Below are 2,932 nucleotides of genomic sequence, written 5' to 3'. Positions count from 1 at the left end.
GGCGTCATTCCAGCGGTGCATCCCGGTTGATGGGGCTTCAGGAACTGAGGCACGACTGGAGGGTGGCCAGCGGGGGCTGACGCGCAGGCAGGCACGACTTCCGGTGATCATGAAGCGTCGGCAACGCCACGTTCGGCAACAGCTGCATGAACGGGGGGGTCGCGCGCGGCTCGGACGTCGTGGACGGCGTCGGCCAAGGCTGGGGAAGCCCACATCAGACGCCCCTTAGAGTCGGCTATGACCTGCACGTTCATGCCGTGCTTCTTGTGTTTTCCCGAGCTGAACGGACGGTCGGCAGCGATTCGGTCGATGGGCAGGAGGGCCCTGTCAGGATCACGTACGCCTTCGTCGAGGCGGCTCGTGCGGCTTCGGTGAGGGTGGGGGCGAGGGCAGCTAGGAGGTTGACGGGCTGTCGCCCTGGCTCACCCAGGTCACTCTGGCCTGGGCCGCGTCGTTTTTCCCGGTCTCCCGACGGGATGGAGGACGGCTGCGCAGGTCCGTGAGGCGAGAGGCTTCGGTACCTGCACCCGCCAGGCCTGCCTGGGGATCATCGAGGCAGATTGGCTTCGGTTGCACGGCCGAAGACGTCTCCACACGTGGGACACGGGAACAGCGGGTGTTCGACGAGCACGATCAGCGCGTGACGTCCTTCTCTGCTCAGCTGGAAGAGGCGGCGGCTGGCCTGTCCGCCTTCATAGGCGGACAGGCGGAAGAGCTGGACGGCCTGTTCGTCGCGGATATCGGCGAAGCTGTCCGGGAGCCCAGCGAGCAGTTCGAAGTCCCGTTTGCCGGTCGCCGCGTCAGCTACCGTCCTCAGAGGCAGAGCGTCGAATCGCGCGGCCGACACAGCGGCGTCAACGGCGACGGCATGGGCGGCGAGGGCGGTGAAGATCTCTATCAGCCGCTCGCCTATCACGGTGTCGATGCCCCAGGTCCGCAGGTTCTCGTGCCGGTCAGCCTGCCGCCCTGGCTCCTGGTCCACCAGCGGCAGCAGGACACGGCCCAGGTGAGCGCAGCGACGCCATAGCGTGTCGGGGTCCGAGGTCACAGTGGTTCCTCTCTCCAGCGAGTGCAAGACCCGCGGCCGGGCACCAACTGACCTGCGCAGGCTTTCACGTTCCCCTGCAGAGTCCGAGTCCTGCGCCGTCACCGTGACCTCAGGCGGAGCCGCGTTCGGCGGCGGAACCGCCAGAGCCGCAGGAACACCGGTAGCCACCAACGCCACACTCACGACGAAGACACTCACGAGGGACCTTCATCGCATAGAACAGCCTCACCTTCTTCTGCACCTCAACTGGCAACCACTCGGGCAGCCTTGTGTGACACCAGACCGTAGATCTGGAACATGGGATACAGCAGGGCGTATCAGCCAATGACCCCTACTCTCCCCCACCCCCGGACCCAAGCCGCCATCACTCCCCCGGCACCTCGCATCCGTGCCCGACAGTGCGCGCCAGCGAGTGCCGTCCGAACCTGCGTGTGTACGGGAACTCATCGACAGGCCTGGGTGACACCGCTCACCAGCGCCCCAGGATGTCCAAGATCCCCTGGCCGGCCGGAAGGGGCGGCGGCATCAGCGGCAGCAGGAACAGCTCATCGGTCACCTCTGCCGCCGGCACCGAGCCCAAAGGTGACCTGCTGATGATCGGACTTGCCGTCCGATCGGGTGGAGCCACCTCCGGTTTCCCCGCGGACCGGCGGCCCTGGCCGCTACGAAGATCACGAACCATGTCCGTGATCTTCGAGAGGCCAGACCAGGCGCTTTGCCCGCACCTCCGCGGTGGCCGCTGTGTTCGCCGCGCTCCTTGTCCCGACAACCGCCCACGCCGCAGCACCGGCTGCCCACGCAGCCGGGGAGACCATCACCGCTCCTGTCCGTGACCTCCTTGACCGGCTGCCGGTCCGCGACGAGGACCGCACCGGGTATGAGCGCACGAAATTCCGACACTGGATCGACGCCGACAAGGACGGCTGCAACACCCGGGCCGAGGTGCTGAAGAACGAGGCGGTCATCGCCCCGGACCAGGGGCAGAAGTGCACGCTGACCGGAGGCCAGTGGTACTCGCCCTACGACGACCGCTACCTCGACGGGCCCCGGGGGCTGGACATCGACCACCTCGTCCCGCTCGCCGAAGCCTGGGACTCCGGTGCATCCGCGTGGACGCCGGCAAAGCGGGAGGACTACGCCAACGATCTGGGCGACGACCGGGCTGATCGCCGTGTCCGCCGCATCGAACCAGACCAAGGCCGACCAGGACCCCAGCACGTGGCTGCTGCCGGCCGAGGGCTACCGCTGCCAGTACGTCACCGACTGGGTCACGGACAAGACCCGCTGGTCCCTGACCATCGATCCCACCGAGCAGGCCGCCCTCACGGACGTCCTCAGCCGCTGCCCGGACGTCCCCGTCACCGTCACAACCGCCGACTGAACCCCGACAAGCACCAAAGCCGGCGGCGGCCGCGGCCACGAAGCAGGGCCCGCTCGTCCAGGTGACGAACGGGCCCTGCCTTAACAAGGAGGTCGGGCCCAACTCGGCACCACCACAAGGCCAATACCACCAGACCCGTGCCCGGAGACCCGGCCCCCGGCCACGGCCCGGCCAGACCGACTCCGGGCGGGCCCCTACTTCTCCTCTTCAGCCAGCCGAGCCATCTCCTCCGCGTACCGGCCCACAGCCTCCTGCTCCTCCACGGCCGCGCGCCGCAGCGCCTCCATCACCTCGGCCGGCGTCCGTTCAGGCATGGCCTCCACCTTCACGGTCTTCCTGCCGAGTCGGTGTCTGGTGGCCAGCGGCCTTGATAGCGGAGGCCGGAGTCGCACATCCGCCAGCCGGACGCTAGTGACCTGAGTCAGAGATTCGTCGGCAGTAGGCGGCGACTTTGTCGAGGATCTCGTCGGCTGTCTTCGTCCAGACGAATGGTCTGGGATGGT

General features: G+C 67.7%; 1 protein-coding gene and 2 pseudogenes. 2 read left to right on the top strand and 1 reads right to left on the bottom strand.

The genetic code is table 11. The annotated features are described in order from the left end of the window. Positions 1-122: 122 nt before the first annotated feature. Positions 123-412: pseudogene (locus ACFVIU_RS39060) on the bottom strand (IS5/IS1182 family transposase); the annotation flags it as partial. A gap of 204 nt (positions 413-616) precedes the next feature. On the opposite strand from ACFVIU_RS39060, the gene ACFVIU_RS39055 reads away from it, so the two are divergent. Further along, positions 617-1,027, top strand: a complete 411-nt coding sequence (locus ACFVIU_RS39055) for a hypothetical protein (protein WP_385848523.1) — start codon at positions 617-619, stop codon at positions 1,025-1,027. A 762-nt stretch (positions 1,028-1,789) separates the two neighbouring features. Then, a pseudogene (locus tag ACFVIU_RS39050) lies at positions 1,790-2,429 on the top strand (HNH endonuclease family protein). The last annotated feature ends 503 nt before the right edge of the window (positions 2,430-2,932 follow it).

The sequence above is a fragment of the Streptomyces sp. NPDC127190 genome, assembly GCF_042672505.1.
GTDB lineage: Bacteria > Actinomycetota > Actinomycetes > Streptomycetales > Streptomycetaceae > Streptomyces.
Note: the sequence above shows the minus strand (reverse complement) of the source record. Positions and strands in the feature narration are given on the sequence as shown.